This window comes from Candidatus Ancaeobacter aquaticus (assembly GCA_030765405.1).
Classification (GTDB): Bacteria; Auribacterota; Ancaeobacteria; order Ancaeobacterales; family Ancaeobacteraceae; genus Ancaeobacter; species Ancaeobacter aquaticus.
Genome location: JAVCCP010000054.1, coordinates 1 through 18376, shown reverse-complemented (window position 1 = coordinate 18376; position 18376 = coordinate 1). Strand labels below are relative to the sequence as shown.

Genomic DNA, 18376 nt, shown 5'->3' with positions numbered 1-18376 from the left:
AGTTTTAGAACTTCTTTACTTGACCTACATAAGATTTATAGTTTCTCGAGACCTCATCCATACTGTCACCACCGAATTTTTCGAGAAGTGCCTCAGCAATAACAAATGCACACATAGCTTCACCGACAACACTTGCCGCGGGAACAGCACAAATATCAGATCTTTCAGTAGCTGCACAACATTTCTTTTTTGTTTTGATATCAACAGATTGGAGTGGTTCCATAACCGTTGCAATAGGTTTCATAGCAGCACGAATAACAATATCCTCGCCATTTGACATTCCACCTTCAATTCCACCGGCATTATTTGTTTTACGTTTAACGTTCAATAAGTTTTTGCCGGAAAGAAACATCTCATCATGTACGTCAGATCCAAGTTTGCGTGCACAATCAAATCCTAGCCCTATCTCAACACCCTTTATAGCCTGTATACCCATGAGAGCATAAGACAAACGTGCACCCAGTCTTTTATTCCATTGTATGTAACTGCCTAATCCTGGCGGAACATTTCTGATTATTACCTCAAAAACACCACCAAGCGTATTCTTTTCTTCTTTTGCTCTTTCGATCGATGAAATAATTCTTTTTTCTATAACAGGATCAGCACAATTGAGCTGAGATTTTGCTTTAGCCTTTTCAATTTTCGCATAGTTTAAATGGTGCGTAGACGCCTTCACTCCACCAATTTCAACAACATGGCTAAGAAGAATTATCTTAAACTCTTCCAAAAGCTGTTTACATAGAGCACCCACACCTGTACGTGCAGCTGTTTCGCGTGCACTTGCACGTTCCAAAATATCTCTTACGTCACTTCTGTTATATTTTAATGCACCGACAAGGTCAGCATGACCGGGACGCGGATGTGTCACTTTAGGTAACTCATTTATCTTAAAATCTTTATTTTTGACAAGTATCGCAATAGGAGACCCAATAGTAACACCCTTACGGAGACCAGAAACTATCTTAACCGTGTCTTTTTCGATTGCCATCCTTCCACCACGTCCATACCCTGACTGGCGTCTGGCAAGATCAACATTTATTTTTTTTACATCAATCTTTAATCCAGCAGGAAGACCTTCAAGAATAGCGCTAAGGCATTCACCATGTGATTCACCAGCAGTCAAGAAACGTAACATATCGTCACCTCATAATAGTTTATAACGTGTTAGCAAGGAAAATGTTACCAGCAGGATAGAATGTTGTCAAACAAAATGGGGACTGTCCCTATTTTTTTAAAAATTCGGGACTGTCCCATTTTTAACGTCTCAAGCAGAGGAAGAGAATAAACTGCGTTTCTTTTTCAGCCCTTCATACTGCTTTAATATATTGAGGCGCGGTATCTTAAGCATACTCTTGTCTATTTCATCATAGTACCTTTTGAACGATACAAAGATATCTTTAATCATTCCCCTCTTCTGCCACCCCGTATAAATTCCGATTGCAGCAAGAGAAAGACCAAATACATACGGCGATAGATCTATCATGTATTGATATAAAGACATGATACCGTTTATAAGCTCAGGAATAAACACCGCACCGGTAATGCCATATAAACGCCCCTTTTTCTTCCGAGAAGGTTTCTTAAGTTTTGAGACATCTTTTACTGTCACGCCGGGAATTGGTTTACCTGCACTGAGAGTAGGATGAAAAATATTGAAATCCGGATTTTGCAAGAGTTTCATATAAAAGACTGCAGCCACAGCAGGATGAACAGCATCAAAAGGATACAATTTCCATACAGGATCAGAATGCGCATCTTTACCTTCCACCCCCCTATTTTTCCATTCATTCAGAGGAAATCCCCCGCGTGCGGTTTGATACCGAAGCATATTACTGAAAAACAGCTGTGCATGAGAAACATTCCCTTCTTTGAGGCGCGCAATAGAAAACCATATTGTCGGATCAATCCAGAACACATCCCGATACTTTCTCATGTCACTGCTCACATGGACAAAACCGGTATCATTACTTACCAGCAGTTCTTTTTGAACAAAATCCAACCCTCTATCATATTCCTCACCGCCCGGCCCTCTGTCACCTAATAGGAGATACCCCCATACGCTTGCGTCATATGCCGGCTCAATATTTGTATAAAATGTACCGTTATCAGTATAATTCAATCCTTGATAGAAGAACCCTCTTTCATTATCCCACATTGATTCAAGAAATTTTTTCATTTTTTGCGCAGCAATGCCGTATTTCTTATCACCGGTTATTTTATACAAATAATAGAATGCGCTATAGCAATCAATATTTTCTTCAACGCTGGCAAACATTTTACCGTCAATCTCTGAACGGACATCTCCGCTTGGTCCTTGTTTAGTAAGCAAGAAATTTGCTGCATTTTGTGCCATTGCAACAAATTGCCTGTCACCGTTTTTCGCTCCTCCGGTTGCATACACATGAAAATTATTGGCCATGACAACGAATGCAATAGGCCCCGCATGTATATTATTCGTAAAATAACCTATTTGTGGATTGTGTATGTTATATCCAGGATAAAAAGAACCGTTAGGCATTTGCAATTTTTCTAACGCACGAAGCACCTGACTTGCATTTTTATGTGAGCCCAATGAATCCATTGCAATGGCCCACAAGGCCTGATCAAATGTGTACCCGGCAGGTGCTAACTCCGGCAGGACATTTAATCCCCCTTCATCTTCGTAACTATCACAGAGATGAGTTTTTGTGTTATATTGCCCGGTAAGCCAGTTAATCGCTTTTTGAGCAGACAATAGGTTACGGTTATATACTACCCTGGTTTTCTCATCATTTTTTTCCTGAGTCTGCAGAAATGAAGGGATAAACTCTCTCACCACGGGGTTTTTCATAGAAAGATCCTCTCTTTTCTGCTGAGCACTGAGTGGACTCGTATTAGCCATAAACATGATAAAAAAAAGCACCATAAATAAGGGGGAATATTTTTTTATAATACCGGTTCGCTCATCAGAATCTAAATTTTGCGCAAGATAAAAATCTTTTTGGGAAACAAACATCCCTTGATCAATTCTGGTATCTTTTGGTATTTCACGTATTTCTACGGACAAGTTTTTAGGCGTTGTTTTAAACTCTGATACAAAAGGTAATGTTTCGAGTAGTTTTTCGCTTTTCTCTTCAAAAACAGCATAATCTGAACGGACAACAAAAATGTAGTTTTTCTGTCCCATCTTAAAAGGAATAAGAATATAGGAAATAGCATCGTCATCTGTCAGGCGCGCAGTAATAAGCTTGGTAAGCACAGTAAACGAGACACTGCGTGCCTTTTTATCTTGATACTCATTAATTTTATTTTTTAGTTCTTCACTGGCATGCATTAATGATCGTGTTGGATCATTAATAGACTCCACGAGCGTTTCATAAATAAAAGTAACTAAGTTACCGAGTTCTTGCCTTTGTTCTAATAGATACTGAATGCGTTTAGGAGGATATTTTTTATCTATTGATTGAGGGGCAAGCTTTTCCAGGTGTATTTCTAAATTTGTGGTAGTATCATCTTCAATGACAAGACCATGCACACTCGTAACAGAACAAAACACGAGCGCAACAAAAAACGATATCACTTTACGCATCATACACTTCATAGACACCTCTTCCGCTACTATTGTACCTTATATAAAAGTGTATTTCAATAGTGTAGCTATAAAAAACGAGTTCTGAAAGAAATGAGCATTAAAAAAATATATACAGATTTATACCCACCACCGCGGTGAGTGAGAGGAGAAAATGGGACTGTCGCTATTTTTTATGAAATAAAAAATTCAGGGCTGTCCCTTTTTTAGTGGTGTAATAGAGGATTAATGAATATTTACTATAAGACCTATATACCAGTCTGTCAATAGGTTACCAAAAAAGAGCGCAATGATTGCGCCGAGACATATATATGGTCCAAAAGGAATTTTGCTCTGCATATTTGCTTTTCCTGCAACAATCAGTATAATCCCGATAACTGAACCAATGAGTGATGAAAAAAACAGTGTCAAAAGCACGAGTTTCCAGCCAATAAAAGCACCTATCATGGCCATCAGTTTAACATCTCCCATGCCCATTGCTTCTTTTTTTAATATATATTCCGCAACGATCGCAATAATAAAAAGGACTCCACCACCGACAAGCGCTCCGATGAATGAAAACAATAACCCTTTAAGATGTGTTACCTCACCGAGCATTTGAGGAACTAACAATCCGGCTAGTAACCCCACGCCAATACCTGACAAAGAAATGCTATCAGGAATAATGTAAAACTCAAAATCAATAAATGTGCATACAATAAGAGATGACACAAAATATATGTAGATAACTGAAAGCGGGATCCCGCCATTAACATATCCATAATAAAAGAAAAGAACAAATGATATGCCGGTCAAAAGCTCGACAAGAAAATACCGAAACGATATTACGGCTTTACAGATTCTGCACTTACCCCCTAAAACACAATAACTGAGAAGAGGGATATTGTCATACCATCTAATGAGTCTCCCACACTGAGGACAACTTGATCTCGGTTTAACAACAGATTTTTCTCTCGGGATCCTATAGATACAGACATTCATGAAACTGCCCGCCATGAGACCAAATATAAAAACAAAAGGTAGGACAACAATAAAATCCACAGATACCTCTCCATCAAAAAAATACTAAATCCGAATACCTAAACTCTAAACAAACACTAATTTTCTAAATATTAAACATTCCTAATGTTTTGATAATTTCTCATTTTGATATTCGAATTTGTTTAGTGTTTAGAAATTATTATTTAGGATTTTACTTATATATACAACTTTTCAAAGCTTTCTTCATGATAGTGACAGGTGCTTTCTTTCCAGTCCATATTTCAAACGCTTCACATCCCTGATTAAGAAGCATTCCCATGCCGTTTACAGTAATGCATCCCTTCTTTTTAGCACTTTTTAAAAGTCTCGTTTCAGAAGGGTTATAGATAAGATCATACACTACTGTTTTCTTTGTGATAGCTGAAAGATCAAATGGAAGAGGATCTTTCGCATGCATACCACATGGTGACGCATTTACAGCAACATCAGCCTGAGAGACTATATTTTTTAGTGCACTATCTTTATGAGATATTGCTTTAACTTTATTTCCCTTAACAGAACGATTAATATATCTAGCAAGATTTTTTGCTTTTTTCTCGGCAACATCAACTATAACAATCTGAGATACACCTTTTAAAAGTGATTGGATCGCAACAGCACGTCCAGCACCACCTGCACCGAACAACACCATCTTTTTTCCCTTTACGGAGCATCCAGCGTCTTGTGCTAACGACCTGACAAAGCCAGCACCGTCAGTATTATATCCAATGAGCTTTCCCTTTTTATTTACTATCGTATTTACCGCACCAATTAGTTTAGCTTCTTTAGACAACGAATCGAGATACGGAATAATCTTTTCTTTATGAGGAACCGTAACATTAATACCGGAAACACCAAGCGCTCTCAGAGAGCGTGTAGCAACAGATAAGTCTGTAGTCGGCACTTCAAATGGAACATATACTGCATCAAGACCCAGTTCTGTGAAAGCCGCATTATGCATCGCAGGAGATGCGGTATGCTTTACTGGATAACCAAATATTCCGTATATTTTTGTCTTGCCAGATATTCCCATAAATCTTCCCTTATAAACTAAACCTTACCGCTTATAGCTTTTTTTTCCGTCTTCATATAAATAAGATGATTTATCGCATTTAAATATGCTTTTGCGCTGGCTACAATAATATCGGTATTTGCCCCTCGACCACTTACGGTTTTGCCTTCGCTATCAACACGAACAAATACTTCACCGATAGCATCCTTACCGGAAGTAACCGCACGTAAAGAATAATTAGTCAACTTTCCGGTAATACCGGTAATACGATCAATAGTCTTACAGGCCGCATCTACTGGTCCGTCACCACAGGCCGCATCTGTCAGGACCTTTGATCCTTTACGAACCTTTACCGTTGCTGTCGGTATAGATCCCGTACCGCTGGTAACATTTAAATACTCAAGCTGATATGTTTCTTTACCGTGTGCAATCTCATCACTGATAATCGCCTGAATATCCTCGTCATAAATAGTTTTCTTTTTGTCAGCAAGGGTCTTAAATCGTTCAAATGCCTTATCTAAATCATCCTGTTTAAGGCTAAGGCCCATAGACTCCAGCTTATTTTTGAAAGCATGCCTACCCGAATGTTTCCCCAATACGAGCTTACTTTCAGTAAGACCGATTGATTCTGGCCTCATAATTTCATATGTTGTCCGTTCCTTAAGCATACCATCCTGATGAATACCGGATTCATGCGCAAACGCGTTTTCACCCACAATAGCTTTGTTGGGCTGTACATGGATACCGGTTATTTGGCTCACCAATTTACTTGAACGATATATTTCTTTTGCATTGATATCAGTGTAGAGTCCCCGGAAAAGATCTTTACGTGTTTTCAATATCATGACGATTTCTTCCATTGCAGCGTTACCTGCACGCTCACCGATACCATTGATCGTACACTCAATTTGACGTGCACCATTAACGATCGCACTAATAGAATTAGCTACAGCAAGGCCCAAATCATTGTGACAATGCACACTGATAACTGCTTTCTCAATATTTGATACATTTTCTTTCAAATACTTTATTTGTTCCCCATATGGACAAGGAAGCGTATATCCTACTGTATCAGGAATATTCACCGTTGTTGCACCTGCCCCGATAACCGCTTCAACAACCTGCTTTAAGAATTCAGGTTCTGTACGAGAAGCATCTTCAGGAGAAAACTCAATATCCTTGATATATTTTCTTGCATACGCAACAGATTCTGTGGCAATTTTAAGTATTTCAGATTCAGCTTTTTTAAGCTTATGTTTCATATGGATCTTTGATGTTGCTAGAAAAATGTGAATACGAGGATGTTTCGCATATTTCAAAGCATCAAGTGCCCGATCAATATCTTTTTTCACCGATCGTGCCAATCCACAAATAATAGGTTTTTTTAGTTCTTTTGAGACAAGCTTTACCGCTTCATAATCACCGGGTGAAGCAATAGGAAAACCTGCCTCTATTACATCCACATTCATACGTTCGAGCTGACGAGCAACCTCAAGTTTTTCTCTCAAGTCCATGCTCGCCCCAGGAGACTGTTCGCCGTCGCGTAAAGTCGTATCAAAAATTATGACCTTCTCTTTCATAATTACTCCTTATTTTGGTAATATAATAGCAGATATTATACCATGCACAAGTATATAATATGCATTGTATTATGATAAATTCTAAATCCTAATATCAAAATTCTAAACAAATTAGAATATCAAAATTCCAATTTCAAAACGCTTTTTTGTAATTTGGTCATTAGGAATTGTGATTTGTTTGCCCCGAGGGATTCGTAGAATTTTCGGGATTAAGTCCCCCTGGGGAGAAATTGGTATTTGGTTATTGGAATTTTAGTTGTACAATCTAGGTCACACTATGAACAATATAAACATATTACTTATAAATCCTTATATACACGACTTTGCATTATACGACCTGTGGGTAAGACCACATGGCCTTTTGAAGGCAGCATCCGTTCTGGAACGCCAGGGATGTGAAATTGATCTTATTAATTGCCTCGATAGAAAAGATCCTGACATAGCCACGTATTATAAAAGGAATACACCGCGTTTTGATGAATATGATTGCGGCAAATTTCCAAAGACTCAAATAGAAAAACCTCAAGAAATTGAGAATGTCTCGCGCCGATATTACCGCTATGGGATTCCCGTAGAATTGTTCAGAAAAAAACTCGCTCAAGCAACAAAACCTGACGCAATCATACTAACATCAATAATGACGTATTGGTATCCGGGAGTAGTCGAGACAATTAAAATTACAAAAGAGCAGTTCCCTGACACTCCTGTAATTCTTGGTGGTATATATCCTATAATCTGCCCTGAGCATGCACGCAAACATACCGGAGCTGATTACATTCTAAAAAACCCACAGCTTAATCATCTTATTAATATTATTAATGCCATCGTCGATCACTCTTTCGATAAAAGTAAGTGTGTCGAAGACATCATACCAGCATATCATCTATTGAAGAATAATAATGCAGCGGCTTTGCAAACAAGTGTCGGATGCCCCTTTTCATGCACCTACTGCGCATCAAAACTGATAGAACCACATTTTATTCAGAGAGACCATGACTCTATCATTAAAGAACTCACCCATTACCATGATCTCGGAATAGAAAATATCGCCTTTTATGATGACGCAGTTTTATATAAAGCCGAATCACATTTCATCCCGCTTATGAAAAAAATTCTTGAGAACAATCTGCACTTTTATTTTCACACGCCAAACGCGTTACATGCACGATACATTACCCCAGAAGTTGCTTCACTTATAAAGCTTTTAGACTTTAGAACTATAAGGTTGGGTATAGAAACAACAATCCCTGAGAAACAAAAGGATACCGGCGATAAAGTAACTAATACAGAAATCGAGCAGGCCCTCACCAACCTGAACAATAATGGATTCACATCCAGAGAAATAGAAATGTACCTATTGGTAGGACTCCCCGGACAAACAGTAGATGATGTCAAGCGCGACATAGCGTTTATCCATAATCTTGGGGCGCACATTCTTCTTGCATCATATTCATCAATCCCGGGGACAATTGAATGGACTCGCGCAGTGAAAAACGGATTTATATCAGAAGATTTGGACCCACTGTGGCACAATCACACCATATGCCCGTCAATAAACCCTGCATTCAGCATTGAGATAATAAGAGAATTACGGCACGAAACTAAACGCCTTAATAACGAATTGAATTAGTAATTAGTTCCTGGGGTCAGGCCTACACATTTGACATGATTAAAATCATGTCAAATGTGTAGGCCTGACCCCCTTTACTAAATTACACCAAGAGTAGACTTTCTCACCCAGCCAACCTTACCTTTTGAGAAATATATCTGATACCAATCATGTGATTCATGCTCCATACACACCTTAGAACCTTCATGAAGCGTAAAGGCCACCGCATCGCCCACAACAGGCCCGTATTTTACTTCAATTTCCTTATTGAGAACAATCCCGTAATGTATATTCTCGTAAAATTCAACACGAATAACAAGAATAAGTAATAGTACAATAAAAACATTACCGACTATAAGAGGATACTTCAAGCCACTGCTCCACCTATTCTTCAAGAATAAATATGCAATGCCGACAATACAGGCCATCCATAAAAACACGCCGCACAGTATAGTTAACCCATCTAATGATATTCCTGCAAAGAAATAGTCAAGCATTCTCAGAAACCAGTTTCGGTTATCCTTCTCTGGTACATCTTCGAGTTCCCTTTGCACAAAATTAAGATTCGCTAATGTATCTGCATCACCAGGCATGAGGCGTAATGCCTTTTCATAGAAGAGTATCGATTTACCGATATTCCTTAGTTTCCAATAGGTGTTTCCAAGATTGTAATAAACATTACCGCTTTCATATCCGTTTTTAAGAAATCCTTCGTAGTCTTGAGCAGCTTGGTCATACTCACCTTTTTCGTAGGCAATATTTCCTTTATAAAAATTATCGTACTGTTTCTGGGCGAATCCAGGCGCACATAAACATATGACCAATATGGCCTGTGTGACAAACAAAATTGAAAGCCTTCTCATAGCACCCTCTCACAGTTCTTTATCAGAGCTTCTACTTCACTCGCCAATTTCTTCATTGTCGCAACATCGCGGTGAGACGCGGCAAATTGCCCCATGTCACATTCTTCGAAAAATTGTTTTATTTTTACACAAAGATCTTTATCCAAATTCTTTTTCATCAAAACTTCATCAACAATTTGCGCAGTCATACCACCGCTGGGAATATTTAACTTATCACCAATATAATTCGTAAGGACTTTATACAGGTGACTGTAGTACTGTTTTTCATTATCAGCCTTCATTATTTTGTGTGTTGAAGAAAGATTTTTTATCGCCATTTTATACGCTCTTTTTCCTCTCGCGTACCGCACATCAGTTTTTAGACGATTCTGTTTTCGTAAAGTGACATACACACCGCCAAACAATATAAGAGGAATAATATTTAAAATAATAAAGAGTGGATTTGTAACAAGTGTACTTCCTAACCGAACGACTCTCCCCGGAGATGTTTTAATAAAAAGTATATCCTGCTTGAGTATTCGCACCTTCTTTTTTCCCGCCTTTATCGGCATATCAGTGTCAAAACCATGCATGACGCTCCCTGCAGGAGCAGGAGCAACATCAATAGTGAAGGGCCCTCGTGACACTGCCCTATAACTGCTGTAACGAGGATCAAAATATGAAAATATCACTGATGGGATGAGTTGTTTGCCTTCTTTTCTTGGAACCATTACTTGTTCAAATACTTTCTCACCGACTATAGTTCCGCCACGAACACCTTGACTCACTTTACCTTCAGGTTCATAGGTCTTAAAGTTTTCGATACCTTTTATTAGCGGCGGATTAACCCCTGAAATATTTCCCTCTCCTAACACTTTCATTGTTATGGTAATTGGTTCCCCAACCTTAACCTTTGTCGTGTTAAGAGATACTTCCATGGTATATGACCCAACCGCACCATTAAATCCTTTTGGCCTACCGGCTTGTGGCAAAGGTTTTACGGTTACTTTTATCGGCTTTGACTCAACCTGAACAGGATACTTTACATAATTATCGAAAAACGGATCATCAAATATTGAGTCCCCAAAAATATCGCCAAATATTGAGTCCCCTCCCCTGCGTCGACGCTGTGTTCTGACCAGCACACTACAGTTTAATTTTGCAGGACTGATCTCGAGTTCACCGCTGCTCACAGGGAAAAGTGCAGTTTTTAATTCTATTACATCATAGACCATGCCATTTACTACTTCACGAAAATCACGCTGCTGACCTAAATTTTCTTCAACAAAATTCTTTGTGGTGGGAGGAATATATTGCAGATCAGCAATATTCAAGTTATACCTATAAAACTTGAATTTCATTGTTATCTGTTCATTGATATAGACCTCATTTTTATCTACCTCAACATCTATAAATACACGGTCCCCTAAATCGACTTTTTTTGCTTTAGGAACATCTTTATCAACTCTTGACGCACGCTTAACCGTACTTCCTGAAATAACCTCTACTTTTATCGAGTCAGTCTTGTATTCTTGCCCTCGATACGTCAATGTCGCGGCACCGATTGTAAATGTCCCAATCTTTTCAGGTATTAAAACGTATTTATAGCTCTTACTCGCTGACATTCGACCATTAATAATATTATACTGTGACGACGATGCGCGGGAAGCGATAGCAAATCCATCAAGCTTTGAAAGCTTTGGTTCAGGAGAATTCTGCATGCCGCTTACGGTGACAGTAAGGATGATCCTGTCATCACGTCCTACCTTATCCTTGTCAACAGATGCATTAAATGATACATCTGCCGCGCTCGCAGTAAACGCATACAAAAAGATTGCGATTATAAAACCTGCATATTTCATTTTACGCATACATGTATATATATTAGATCTCATAAGGTTTTAATTGCCCAAAATATTTCTCAAGTTTAGCCCATTCAGTCTTTTTTACATACAGAAATTGTATCCCTAACCCAAATGAATAGGGATGATCCCCTTTTAATTCTAAAGTCCACTTAACAACACCGACTGTAGATATTATGTCTTGTTCCTCCGGGAAAAATAATTCTACAACAACGATTGTATCTACACAAAACGCCGCAATAGTCGCAAGAAACAGTCCCCCTTTTGATATATCGGTAACTTTATTCGCCTCAATAACCTCACCATCTTTGTTTCCAATACATCCCTTTATTTTAGCTAAATATGACTCATTATTCCCATCCATATGAATCTTATAACAATACGCTGAAAGATCAGTTATGTATCTTGGATATTGCCTGCGATCACTATCACTCATAGTGCACCCTATTTCTTTTACTTTTTAGTTTTAAATTTTGAATTTTTACTACCAGTCTTTACCTACAGGAGGTTCCCGGTACTTTTTCATTCTTTTATATTGTGGCGTTAATTCCCTATCTTCTTTACCCAACCATTGTAGCAGATTTTTAGCTTCTTCAAGAGAAAGTTCTTTCTTGGGTTCCATAGGGAGAGGTTCACCCTCACCTTCTTGAGGTTCTTTCTGATCTTCTCCCTCAGGTTTCATTTTATCTTGTTTTTCTTTTTCCTCTTGTTTCCTCTTTTCTTCTTCTTGTTCTTTTTTCTCTTGTTCTTTCTGCTGTTGCCTTCTTCTCTCTTCTTCCTCTTTCTTTTTTTGCTCTTCTTTTTTCTTTTGTTCTTCCTTCTTTTTCTGTTCCTGTTCTTGCTGTTCTTTTTGTTTCTTATCCTGTTTTTCCTGATCTTCTTTTTTATCTTTATCTTGCTCTTTATCTTTTTTGTCCTGCTGCTGTTTTTCTTCATCTTTTTTTGCTTGTTCTTTCTTGTCTTGCTCTTCCTTCTTCTGCTCTTTCTTTTTTTCTTCTTCTTTCTTTTGCTGCTCTTTTTGTTTGTCTTGTTGTTTTTGCTGATCCTTATTCTGATTTTGCTGCTGTCCGTCTTGTTTTTGCTGTTGCTGCTGCTGATTTTGTTGCTGTTGTTGCTGTTTATCTTTCTGTTGTTGTTTTTTTTGTTTTTGCTGCTGTTCTCTCTTTTGAGCTTGTTTTTTCATTTCTTCAATTTTCTTCTTAACAAACTCATGATTATATTTTGCATCTTTATCAGTTTCATCAAGGTCTATCGCTTTTTTATATATTTCCAATGCCTCTTTAAGCTTCCCCTGTCTAAAAAGCGCATTTCCTGTATTATACAATGCTTTTTGTGCAAGAAGTGTATCTCCAGTCTGAGCAGCCTTTGCATATAGCTCAGCCGCGTCTTTATATTTATTCTTTTTATATTCTGCATTTGCAATATTATAAAAGAGCGATTCGCTTTCAGGTTTTTCTAGCTGTGCTTCTAAATACTTCTTTTGCGCTTCATCATATTTCTTTTCTTCAAAAAGCTTATTCCCTTCCTTGACTTTACTGCTTGGAGTATTAATCCAGGCAATATGGCCAAGCGATAAGGCAATAACAAATAATATGCATATTTTATTATTCATTGTGATATTCATGTTTTTCTTATTTTCTTTTTATCTCCAATAACAACTTCAAATAAAAGAAGTATAAAGGCAATTGCAAGTGGTATCTGAAATCTACTTTTAAACACACGTTTACGAGACTTATTAAATTCTTTCTTTTCGAGTTTTGCTATTTTTTGTTCGTATATACGTTCAAGCCCGATACTCCCGGCAGATGCGGATAAATACGCACCACCTGTTTCGAAAGCGACTTGTTTCAATCCCTCTTCATCAACTTTCGTTAATATAACATTGCCTTGACTATCTTTTTTGTATGTTTCAACTCCCCGCGCATTCATCACCGGTATGGGCGCTCCGATGGGGTTTCCTATTCCAACTGCATAAATAACTGCCCCTTTCTTTTTAGCTTCACGTGCAGCCTTTATCATCGTACCGCTATGATCTTCCCCATCCGTAATTAATATAATGATCTTATTATCGTCAGTTTTATTAGGAAACGCTTTCAGTGCTGTTATTATAGCACCGCCAATATTTGTCCCCCCGCGCGGAACAGACTCTACCGTTACATCATCAAGAAACATCTTGAAGGCAGCATAATCGGTTGTAAGAGGACACTGAATAAAACTTGTTCCAGCAAAAGTAACCAAGCTAACACGATCACCGCGTAGAACATTTACAAAATCCTCTATACCTCGCTTTGCTACCTTAAGCCGATTCGGTTTCATATCTTTTGCAAGCATACTTTTGGATGTATCAAGTACTATAACAATGTCTACCCCTTTGCGTTTCACATCTTCCCAATGATACCCCCATTTCGGATCAATGAGCGCAAGAACAACAAAAGAAAGTGCTGCAATAACAATACATGCTCTGATTTTTTGTTTCTTAAAACTTACATTTGCAACCAAGTTCTTAAGAAGCGTATGCTCACTGAACTTCTCTAGGGCCACCTGCTTCTTTCGAAACGCATAATACAGAAAGAACGCAACCGCCACAACAACCCATAATAACTGTATGTATTCAAGTTTTCCAAATTGCATAATCTTTGATCACCTTACTTTTTCACTATTTTATTTTTGTACTATAGACTATACGCTATACGCTAAATACTAAACGCTATTTAAGGTAATTTCCTATAAATCGTGTTAGACAATAGTATATCAAGTATCAAAAGTAGAAATCCCGGTAAAAGAAAATAGGGAAACAACTCTTTATATTTCATATAAAGTTTTGTCTCAATTTTTGTTTTTTCCAATGAATCAATATCTCTATATATTTTACGTAACGACTCAGTATTTGTTGCTCGGTAATATTTTGCGCCGGTCAGTTCAGCGATCTCTTCTAACGTATCTTCATCAACATCAACCTTTACCTTTTGATACCCTACATTGCCAAAATAATCCCGTACAGGAATCGGCGCCAAACCACGGGTTCCCGCACCTATGGTATATACTTTAATCTTAAAAGATTTAGCTATTTCTGCTGCAGTCAAAGGATCGATCTTTCCCACATTGTTGATACCGTCAGTGAGAAGTATGATAACCTTACTTTTCGCCTTCGTATCCTTCAGTCTATCAACAGCGATCGCGAGCGCTGACCCTATACCGGTACCGTCTTCAAGCATACCGATTTGCACATGAGAAAGAAGCGTCAGAAGAACTCCATAATCCATGGTAAGCGGACACTGTGTATAAGCACGCCCCGCAAAAACCACCATGCCGATTCTATCTGCAACTCTGTTTTCAATAAACTCTTTGACGATTTGCTTAACAATAGCGAGTCGATTCTGTCTTTTACCACCAAGAAAAAAGTCTTCTGCACGCATACTCCCTGATATGTCTACACACAGCATGATGTCTACCCCTTCAGTTTTAATCGATGAGAGCTCTTCCCCTTGTCGTGGCCCGGCTAGAGCAATAACGATAAGTGCCATCGCAAACGCCTTCAGTGTAAATGGAATATAACGAAATGTTTTTGATTTTGAGTGCCGCACCTTTTTAAGAATACGAATATCTGAGTATTTAACACTCGCTTTCTTGACAAATTTTTTATATACAATAAAAAGAAGTGGTAAAAGCACAAGTAAGACCAATATCAATGGATCTTTAAATGTTAACATTATGCACCTTTTACCTTCTGTGTTGTTTTATTAACCACATTATTTGAATCCTCATCGGATTCTTCTTTCGGAACAGTTGATAAAACAAACTCATGTGCACTCACATACGCTTCTTCAGCTTCTTGCGGAACCGGCCCATATTTTGCAAATTTCACCATATCGCATATTTCAAGAAATTTTCTAATAGTATCTTTAGGCCCTTCAGCAAAGGCAGCAGATGTGGCTACCTCATACAAAAATTCCTGCGTTGTCTGTTCTTTTGCTTTTATTGAGAACCGTCTCTCAATGTAGTGCCGCACAATATCCGAAAGAATAATATAGTATTCCTTCATTTTTCCCTGCTTTACGAGGTCCATTGCACGCAATTTCTCGAGCTCTTCAAACGCAATTTCATGTGCTGCGCGAGGTGGCACGTAACGCAACCTATCTCGTAATTTTTTGCGATAGTAATATACTCCCAAAAGAATGATAACAAGTACAACAAGAGCGCTTCCACCTATAATGACATAGAGCATCAATTGCTCCTTTAAAAACACAGGGAGTTTTATATCTCTGATATCGGTTACTTTTTCGCCTTCTTTTATCGTACTTTTTATATCAACGAATATCTGAGGAGTTATTATTGCGTGAGTCTTGCCTTCAATATCAGTATAGGCAACTGTCGCTTCTGGAATGATATATGCCCCGGGTGTATATGTTTGCAATTTGTACGATCGGGTAATATTTTTATAATCACCTTCTTCGCGAACTGGTTTTTCACTTACATCAAGTATGGCAAAACCGCCAATTTCTTCAGAAAAATCAGGGAGTGTTACAGCGACCCCATCTTTATACTTCACTTTTATGGTATAGCGTATCTTGTCACCGATCGCACCGACTGTTTTATTAACATAGGCATTGGCATATATAAGGTCACGCTCTTTCGCAGCCCATTCTTGATCGGTCTTTTTGGTGCAGGAAAGATGTAAGCTAATAATTGATATAATAATCGGTATAAAGAGTATGTATCGTGCCATGTAAAACTTCCTAGAGTCTCTTTTCTCTTGTTTTAAAAAATTTCATCAAAGGTTCGATATACGGTTTATCGGTTTGAAGCGTCACATAATCAAGTCCAATAGACTTAAAGAATGTTTCACGCCGATCTTTATCAAAACGAGTGGCATCACTAAAACCGCTACGCACCGAGTGATCATTCGTATCTATGAGTATGGTCTCACCTGTTTCTTCATCTTCCAGTTCAATATATCCAATTTTAGGGAGATCCAACTCTCTCGGATCAGATATATGGAGTGCCACAACATCATGTCTTTTATTTGCAATAGAAAGTGCCTTCTCATATCCTTCGGCGATAAAATCACTTACAAGAAATGTTACCGTACGATGCTTACTTACTTTATTAAGATACTCAATAGCGGAAGAAATATTTGTTTTACGGCCGGTAGGCTTAAAATAAAGCATCTCTCTTATCACTCTCAGCACATGTTTTGAACCCTTCTTCGGCGGAATAAATTTTTCAACACCATCAGTAAAAATAATGAGTCCGACTTTATCATTATTTTTTATGGCGGCAAACGCGAGAACAGCACAGAGTTCCACTGCCATTTCATTTTTCGTCCATTTCACTGACCCAAATTTACCTGACGCACTTGCATCAACAAGAAGCATCACCGTTAATTCTCTTTCCTCAACAAAACGTTTAACGTACGGATGCCCCATTCGTGCAGTCACATTCCAATCAATGGTACGCACCTCATCACCGGGCTGATATTCACGGACTTCATCAAACTCCATCCCCCGCCCTTTAAAGACACTTTCATATTCACCGGCAAAAATATCATTCACTATACGCGATGTGCGTATTTCAATATGCCTAACTTTTTTCAATATCTCTTTTGGAATCATATTTTCGTTACCCGTATCTCGTATTTAGTATTTCGTATTTCGTAAATTGTATTTTTATTTTAAATATCATTTTAAAGTCTTTTATTTCTTGTATTTATTATTTTATCGAGTCACGTTTAACGAGATACGAGTTACGGAACCGGTATTTCATCAAATATTTTCTTAACTACATTTTCCGAAGTCATATCTTCTGCTTCTGCTTCATAGCTCACGATCACGCGGTGACGTAAAACATCCATACCTATATTCTTCACGTCTTGCGGAATCACATAGCCGCGACCCTGCAAGAACGCATATGCTTTAGACGCAACACTAAGGTAAATAGATGCTCGCGGTGACGCACCATATTCGATAAATTGCTGTATTGGCAGGTTATACATCTTCGGATCACGTGAGGCAAAAACCAGATCAACAATATAGTCTTTAATTTTTTCGTCTATATACACTTCATTAACAACTTTTCGCGTTTCCAAGATTTCTTGAGTAGTAACGACCTTGTTTACCGAGATTTTTTTACTAATCTCACCCATTCGTTCAAGTATTTCTCGTTCTTCTTTTTTGTTAGGATATGAAACATTAAGTTTTAGCATAAACCGGTCAACTTGTGCTTCAGGCAATGGATATGTACCTTCCTGTTCAATTGGGTTTTGTGTAGCCAAAACCAAAAACGGTGCATCAAGCGTAAACGTTTCTTCACCGATTGTTATCTGACGCTCCTGCATCGCCTCTAATAGCGCGCTTTGCACTTTAGCAGGCGCACGGTTAATTTCATCAGCTAAGAGTATATTCGTAAACAACGGACCTTTTTTTGTCGTAAAATTACCGTCCTTTGGATTATATATAAGTGTACCGATAAGATCTGCAGGAAGAAGATCCGGCGTAAACTGTATCCTTCTAAATTTCGCATCTATACAATCGCTCATAACGCGCACACTCATCGTTTTTGCAAGACCCGGAACACCTTCAAGCAAAATATGCCCATCCGCTAAAAGACCTATTAGAAGTCGCTCAATCATATATTTTTGACCGACAATAACTTTACCCATCTCATAATAGAGCCTGTTCACAAACTCATTTTTTGCTTTTACCTTTTCGTTAATTGCCTGAATATCAGGATTCATACACTACCTCCTCTATTTATCTATTTATGCCTTATGCAAAACGCATAAGTCTTTATATTTAAACAATTTACATAAATTGTTTTCTTGTAATTCCCTCCGTTTATGATATGCTGTAAACATGATAACCACAACACGTTACAACAAAAACGG

General features: G+C 38.1%; 15 protein-coding genes. 1 reads left to right on the top strand and 14 read right to left on the bottom strand.

Features of this window, described 5'->3' with window-relative positions; genetic code table 11:
* Nucleotides 1-4 precede the first annotated feature (4 nt).
* The 5 genes from aroC to P9M13_07115 form a co-directional block, all read right to left on the bottom strand.
* Nucleotides 5-1135 (bottom strand): chorismate synthase, encoded by a 1131-nt coding sequence (gene aroC / locus P9M13_07135; GenBank protein ID MDP8263060.1) that lies wholly within the window; start codon nt 1133-1135, stop codon nt 5-7.
* 129 nt (nt 1136-1264) lie between these two features.
* Nucleotides 1265-3580, bottom strand: a complete 2316-nt coding sequence (locus P9M13_07130; GenBank protein MDP8263059.1) for a hypothetical protein — start codon at nt 3578-3580, stop codon at nt 1265-1267.
* Nucleotides 3581-3793: 213 nt separating this feature from the next.
* Entirely contained in the window at nt 3794-4609 is an 816-nt protein-coding gene (locus P9M13_07125) for a prepilin peptidase (GenBank protein ID MDP8263058.1), read from the bottom strand.
* Between the two features lie 151 nt (nt 4610-4760).
* Entirely contained in the window at nt 4761-5621 is an 861-nt protein-coding gene (locus P9M13_07120; GenBank protein ID MDP8263057.1) for a shikimate dehydrogenase, read from the bottom strand.
* 17 nt (nt 5622-5638) lie between these two features.
* A complete protein-coding gene (locus P9M13_07115; GenBank protein MDP8263056.1) occupies nt 5639-7180 on the bottom strand; it encodes a 2-isopropylmalate synthase in 1542 nt (513 codons plus the stop codon).
* Nucleotides 7181-7457: 277 nt separating this feature from the next.
* Between P9M13_07115 and P9M13_07110 the strand changes: the two genes are divergently transcribed.
* Nucleotides 7458-8810, top strand: a complete 1353-nt coding sequence (locus P9M13_07110; protein ID MDP8263055.1) for a radical SAM protein — start codon at nt 7458-7460, stop codon at nt 8808-8810.
* Nucleotides 8811-8887: 77 nt separating this feature from the next.
* On the opposite strand, the gene P9M13_07105 is transcribed toward P9M13_07110, so the two are convergent.
* From P9M13_07105 to P9M13_07065, 9 genes are all read right to left on the bottom strand, one after another.
* Nucleotides 8888-9652 carry a tetratricopeptide repeat protein gene (locus P9M13_07105; GenBank protein MDP8263054.1) on the bottom strand — a complete coding sequence of 255 codons (765 nt, stop codon included), beginning with the start codon at nt 9650-9652 and terminating at the stop codon, nt 8888-8890.
* Nucleotides 9649-11526 carry a BatD family protein gene (locus tag P9M13_07100; protein MDP8263053.1) on the bottom strand — a complete coding sequence of 626 codons (1878 nt, stop codon included), beginning with the start codon at nt 11524-11526 and terminating at the stop codon, nt 9649-9651. The genes P9M13_07105 and P9M13_07100 overlap by 4 nt, the downstream gene beginning before the upstream one ends.
* On the bottom strand, nt 11516-11929 hold the full coding sequence (locus tag P9M13_07095; protein MDP8263052.1) for a PilZ domain-containing protein: 414 nt from the start codon (nt 11927-11929) through the stop codon (nt 11516-11518). Before P9M13_07095 ends, P9M13_07100 begins: the two co-directional genes overlap by 11 nt.
* 48 nt (nt 11930-11977) lie before the next feature.
* Nucleotides 11978-13105 carry a tetratricopeptide repeat protein gene (locus tag P9M13_07090; protein ID MDP8263051.1) on the bottom strand — a complete coding sequence of 376 codons (1128 nt, stop codon included), beginning with the start codon at nt 13103-13105 and terminating at the stop codon, nt 11978-11980.
* 8 nt (nt 13106-13113) lie between these two features.
* Nucleotides 13114-14124: a VWA domain-containing protein gene (locus tag P9M13_07085; protein ID MDP8263050.1), complete on the bottom strand. Its 1011-nt coding sequence runs from the start codon at nt 14122-14124 to the stop codon at nt 13114-13116.
* An 80-nt stretch (nt 14125-14204) separates the two neighbouring features.
* Nucleotides 14205-15203, bottom strand: coding sequence for a VWA domain-containing protein (locus tag P9M13_07080; protein ID MDP8263049.1), 999 nt, complete (start codon nt 15201-15203; stop codon nt 14205-14207).
* On the bottom strand, nt 15203-16219 hold the full coding sequence (locus P9M13_07075) for a hypothetical protein (GenBank protein ID MDP8263048.1): 1017 nt from the start codon (nt 16217-16219) through the stop codon (nt 15203-15205). Before P9M13_07075 ends, P9M13_07080 begins: the two co-directional genes overlap by 1 nt.
* A gap of 10 nt (nt 16220-16229) precedes the next feature.
* Nucleotides 16230-17105 carry a DUF58 domain-containing protein gene (locus tag P9M13_07070; GenBank protein MDP8263047.1) on the bottom strand — a complete coding sequence of 292 codons (876 nt, stop codon included), beginning with the start codon at nt 17103-17105 and terminating at the stop codon, nt 16230-16232.
* A gap of 131 nt (nt 17106-17236) precedes the next feature.
* Entirely contained in the window at nt 17237-18226 is a 990-nt protein-coding gene (locus P9M13_07065; GenBank protein MDP8263046.1) for a MoxR family ATPase, read from the bottom strand.
* Nucleotides 18227-18376: the final 150 nt, after the last annotated feature.

Excerpts from the sequence above, each read along its gene's own strand:
- P9M13_07110 (MDP8263055.1), top strand. The coding sequence starts at position 7,458 with ATGAACAATATAAACATATTACTTATAAATCCTTATATACACGACTTT.
- P9M13_07105 (MDP8263054.1), bottom strand. The coding sequence starts at position 9,652 with ATGAGAAGGCTTTCAATTTTGTTTGTCACACAGGCCATATTGGTCATA.
- P9M13_07075 (MDP8263048.1), bottom strand. The coding sequence starts at position 16,219 with ATGGCACGATACATACTCTTTATACCGATTATTATATCAATTATTAGC.
- P9M13_07095 (MDP8263052.1), bottom strand. The coding sequence starts at position 11,929 with ATGAGTGATAGTGATCGCAGGCAATATCCAAGATACATAACTGATCTT.
- aroC (MDP8263060.1), bottom strand. The coding sequence starts at position 1,135 with ATGTTACGTTTCTTGACTGCTGGTGAATCACATGGTGAATGCCTTAGC.
- P9M13_07130 (MDP8263059.1), bottom strand. The coding sequence starts at position 3,580 with ATGAAGTGTATGATGCGTAAAGTGATATCGTTTTTTGTTGCGCTCGTG.
- P9M13_07115 (MDP8263056.1), bottom strand. The coding sequence starts at position 7,180 with ATGAAAGAGAAGGTCATAATTTTTGATACGACTTTACGCGACGGCGAA.
- P9M13_07085 (MDP8263050.1), bottom strand. The coding sequence starts at position 14,124 with ATGCAATTTGGAAAACTTGAATACATACAGTTATTATGGGTTGTTGTG.
- P9M13_07100 (MDP8263053.1), bottom strand. The coding sequence starts at position 11,526 with ATGAGATCTAATATATATACATGTATGCGTAAAATGAAATATGCAGGT.
- P9M13_07080 (MDP8263049.1), bottom strand. The coding sequence starts at position 15,203 with ATGTTAACATTTAAAGATCCATTGATATTGGTCTTACTTGTGCTTTTA.
- P9M13_07070 (MDP8263047.1), bottom strand. The coding sequence starts at position 17,105 with ATGATTCCAAAAGAGATATTGAAAAAAGTTAGGCATATTGAAATACGC.
- P9M13_07120 (MDP8263057.1), bottom strand. The coding sequence starts at position 5,621 with ATGGGAATATCTGGCAAGACAAAAATATACGGAATATTTGGTTATCCA.
- P9M13_07065 (MDP8263046.1), bottom strand. The coding sequence starts at position 18,226 with ATGAATCCTGATATTCAGGCAATTAACGAAAAGGTAAAAGCAAAAAAT.
- P9M13_07090 (MDP8263051.1), bottom strand. The coding sequence starts at position 13,105 with ATGAATAATAAAATATGCATATTATTTGTTATTGCCTTATCGCTTGGC.